This is a genomic window from Paenibacillus sp. P32E (assembly GCF_001909085.1).
Classification (GTDB): domain Bacteria; phylum Bacillota; class Bacilli; order Paenibacillales; family Paenibacillaceae; genus Paenibacillus_AQ; species Paenibacillus_AQ helianthi.
Map to the genome: position 1 here is coordinate 1 of NZ_LVYY01000042.1, position 4,096 is coordinate 4,096.

The 4,096-nt window shown below is 51.0% G+C and carries 4 protein-coding genes; 3 read left to right on the forward strand and 1 reads right to left on the reverse strand.

Annotated features, from left to right (window positions below; all coding sequences use genetic code 11):
• The 3 genes from A3848_RS24520 to A3848_RS24530 all read left to right on the forward strand — a co-directional run.
• On the forward strand, positions 1–304 hold a 304-nt coding region (locus A3848_RS24520), incomplete at its 5' end, for a glycoside hydrolase family 130 protein (RefSeq protein WP_483874436.1).
• Positions 305–389: 85 nt separating this feature from the next.
• A complete protein-coding gene (locus A3848_RS32465; protein ID WP_178382072.1) occupies positions 390–578 on the forward strand; it encodes a hypothetical protein in 189 nt (62 codons plus the stop codon).
• A 27-nt stretch (positions 579–605) separates the two neighbouring features.
• Positions 606–3,356, forward strand: coding sequence for an alpha-mannosidase (locus A3848_RS24530; protein WP_074087494.1), 2,751 nt, complete (start codon positions 606–608; stop codon positions 3,354–3,356).
• A 531-nt stretch (positions 3,357–3,887) separates the two neighbouring features.
• Here the strand turns inward: A3848_RS24530 and A3848_RS32720 are convergent.
• The coding region (locus A3848_RS32720) for a hypothetical protein (RefSeq protein ID WP_218619010.1) at positions 3,888–4,096 on the reverse strand (209 nt) is incomplete at its 5' end.

The window sequence follows — 4,096 nt, forward strand, 5'->3', positions numbered from 1 at the left end:
TCACGGCGTAATCAACACATGTAATGGATTTGTTTACCGCATGGGCTGTGCGCTTCTGGATCTGGATCAGCCTTGGAAAGTAAAAGCCCGTTCGCGCAATTATATTCTGGGGCCGGAAATGGTGTACGAATGTGTGGGAGATGTGCCCAATGTGACCTTCCCTTGCGCGGCTTTGACCGATTCCGCGACAGGACGGATTGCGATCTACTACGGGTGTGCGGATACGGTTACGGGCCTTGCTTTTACCACCGTGGATGAATTGCTTAAATATATGAGGGAGTTCCCTTTGGAGATTGAGGAATAGTATCGGTGAACAGTAACAGGGCGGTAACACTAAGGCATAATCATGGCGACAGGATTTGAACCAGTGACTCCTTGCTCCCGACGTAATGGGGCGAATGCCATTCCGGGTGGTTTCAGAATATGGCCTGGAAGCGCTGGAGGCCCAGCCCCGAAGCGATTCTGCAAGGAACAGATCCCGGCTGGAGAAAGAACGCTCCATACTGTTTGCCACCGACAAGCAGGGGCAGCTGACATCCGTGTACAGAGCGGGAGAAACTGCAATTACAATACATTGAGCAAGATTTAAGGGAGAGATGGGAGTCATGACGAAGAAAAAAACAGCGCATATCGTTTCCCACACCCACTGGGACCGGGAATGGTATTTGCCCTACGAGAAGCATCATGTCCGTCTGGTACAGCTGGTGGATGCGCTGCTAGATAAATTGGATAACAGTACGGCCTTCCGCAGCTTTTATCTGGATGGCCAGACGATTATTCTGGAGGATTATCTACAGGTCCGCCCGGAGAACAAGACCAGGCTGGAGCAGCATATCCGGGATGGCCGGATTCTGATTGGCCCGTGGTACATTTTGCAGGATGCTTTCCTTACGAGCGGTGAGGCGAACGTGCGCAATATGCAGATCGGCCATCAGGATGCGTTGAAATACGGAGATCCGTCCAAAATCGGCTATTTCCCTGATACCTTCGGTCTCGTCGGCCAGACGCCCCAGCTCATGCTCCAGTCCGGTATTAAGAATGCCTTTTTCGGCAGAGGAGTGAAGCCCACCGGTTTCAACAATACCGTATCCGACGGCGGCTATGAGTCTTCGTTCTCTGAGCTGATCTGGGAAGGGCCGGACGGCTCCCGCATTCTCGGTATCCTCTTCGCCAACTGGTATTCCAACGGGAATGAAGTTCCGGCGGACGAGGCTGCTGCGCGTGAATTCTGGGACCGTAAGCTGGCCGATGCTGAAAAATATGCCTCCACTGGTGAGCTCCTGTTCATGAATGGCTGCGACCATCAGCCGCTTCAGCTGGATTTGCCGGAGGCGATTGCCACCGCGCAGGCGCTCTATCCCGAGGTGGAGTTCGTGCATTCCAACTTCCCGGATTACCTGGATGCGCTGAATGCCGATCTGGAGCAGGGTGGACGTGAACTTTCATCGGTTACAGGCGAGCTGCGCAGCCAGCGGACCGACGGTTGGGGCACACTGGTAAATACTGCTTCGGCACGTGTGTATTTGAAGCAGATGAATCAGAAAGGCCAGACTCTTCTCGAAAAAGTAGCCGAGCCGCTAGCTTCCATTGCAAGGCTTGCCGGCAAAGACTATCCGCATCATCTGTTCACCTACGCCTGGAAGACGCTGATGCAGAACCATCCGCACGACAGCATCTGCGGCTGCAGCGTGGACGAGGTGCACCGCGAGATGGTGACCCGTTTTGATAAAAGCCGTCACGTAGCAGAAAGTATCATAGAAGACAGCGCCAGATTTATCGCAGAGGCTGTAGATACCTCTGTTTTTGAAGGCACCCCGGAAGATATGCAAGCTGTTCCTTTTGTGGTGATGAACACGACAGGCTGGAGCCGCACAGGGACTGTCAGTGTCGAACTGGACGCAGCCCGCTTATACCTTCGCGAAGGCTTCGGCCTGGAGGAGACCTCCCGCAGAATGAAGGAATTCAATCTCTCTGGCCGAGTATTGCTGGATGACAGCGGTAAGGTATTGGCTTGCACCGTGGAGGATCTGGGCCTGGAATTCGGCTACGATCTGCCGGACGACAAGTTCCGCCAGCCGTTCATGTGCCGTAGAGTAAAAATCACCTTCGAAGCAGCGGACGTTCCTGCACTCGGACTACGTGCTTATGCATGGGCAGCACAGCAGGAAGCAGCAGATCCCAAGAAGGCCTCACTTATTAGCGGTGAGCATGTTCTGGAGAATGAAGCAATCCGTGTCGAAGTTGCCGGAGATGGCTCTTTCAGCCTGCATCACAAGCTGAGCGGTGTGCTTTACCGTGATCTGGGCATCTATGAGAATACCGGAGACATAGGAAACGAGTATATGTACAGACAGCCGGATGGCGAGATTCCTTTGACTACCAAAGGGCTGAATGCTGTCCTTACTGTGCTTGAAGATACTCCTTACCGGGCTTCTGTTGAGATTAAGCATACTTGGGAGGTTCCAGCTTCGGCAGACGCCACTTTGAAAGAGGAGCAGCTCGCACTGGTATATTATCCGGAGCGTAAAGCTCAGCGCAGCAGTGACACCGTGATTCTGGAGCTGCGTACTGTCATCTCGCTGGAACGTACAGGTAAGGGAGTACACATTGAATCCACGATCAACAATGTCGCCAAAGATCACCGTGTCCGGATGCTATTCCCTACAGATCTGCAGACCACGGTGCATCATGCTGATTCTATGTTCGAAATTGCCAAGCGGGAGAATAAACCAGCAGTAGAGTGGCAAAATCCAAGCAATACCCAGCATCAACAGTCTTTTGTGGATGTGAGCATTGCTGAAGCTGGCATGACTGTAGCTAATCTCGGTCTGAATGAATATGAAGTGCTGCGGGACGGACGCAATACGATTGCCGTTACCCTGCTTCGCAGTGTAGGCGAATTAGGCGACTGGGGCTGGTTCCCGACACCGGAGGCGCAATGCATTCGCGAGCATACCGCCCAGCTAATGCTGATTCCGCATAGTGGAGATGGCATCACTTCAGGCGCGTACGCCGAAGCATACCAATTCCAGGTTCCATGGACCATCTTCCAGACGGGTATCCATACCGGGACAATCGCTTCGGGTTATTCACCTTTGAGCTGGAAAGGCACAGAAGCCGCATTTTCTTCTATGAAAATGAATGAAACCACCGGAGACCTTCTGCTTCGCTGGTACAACATGAGCGGCTCACACGCGCAATTAGATCTGCAATTGTCACTTCCTCATGAACATCTGTATCGCACAAGCATATTAGAAGAGAGAACGGCTCCGTTGCCGCTTTCAGGAGATACCCGGTATCAGCTGGAACTCGGACCTTGCGAGATTGCCACATTCGGTATTCATCTAAGAGCTTAACTATATATGTCAAAAAGATCCCCCGGTGATTCCCCGCCGGGGGATCTTTAAAAGTTCAGTGTGTAAATCTGATACACGCTCACTTAATATCAAACATTATTACCCTCGACAAGAGAGGGAGTTCTATATCTCTTCCAATTCAGAGGTTTCCATCCCATTCGTGAATCGCCTGCTGCTTGACTTTGTTGGAGCGGCACTAGTGAGTATTCCAAGGCCAGTGGAGCTTTCTATACCATTTGCCATTGAGCCTCCGTATGTATCGCGGCGGATGTAGCGTCTCATTCCAAACAGGAATGATTAAGCGGAAAATGGGCATCATACTGTATGGATGCCGACAATGGAGAAAGGTTGTACAGTGGATATATTTAGCGATCTACTGGGCTACTAGAGTAAATTATAGAACATTGAAAATAAATGCTTGCAATGAAACTCTGTACATGATATATTCTTATTCCGGCCATGAAACATCAACGCCGAGCTCGAAAAGAAGTTGAAAAAAAGAGCTTGCATTACTCGGTCGAACGTGATATATTATAAGAGTTGCTGGTGACGAGTTAATCGCCGCCGACGACGAGCTTGATCTTTGAAAACTGAACAACGAGTGAGTGGGATTTCACGCAAGTGAGATCCAAAGATAGAGAATATTTTATTCTCGTCAGATGTTTCAAAATGAGCAATCGCTCTTTCTAAATACCAATTTGGAGAGTTTGATCCTGGCTCAGGACGAACGCTGGCGGCGT

What these genes read in the sequence shown, in the direction of transcription:
- A3848_RS32465 (WP_178382072.1), top strand. Translation starts at nt 390, where the DNA reads ATGGGGCGAATGCCATTCCGGGTGGTTTCAGAATATGGCCTGGAAGCG.
- A3848_RS24530 (WP_074087494.1), top strand. Translation starts at nt 606, where the DNA reads ATGACGAAGAAAAAAACAGCGCATATCGTTTCCCACACCCACTGGGAC.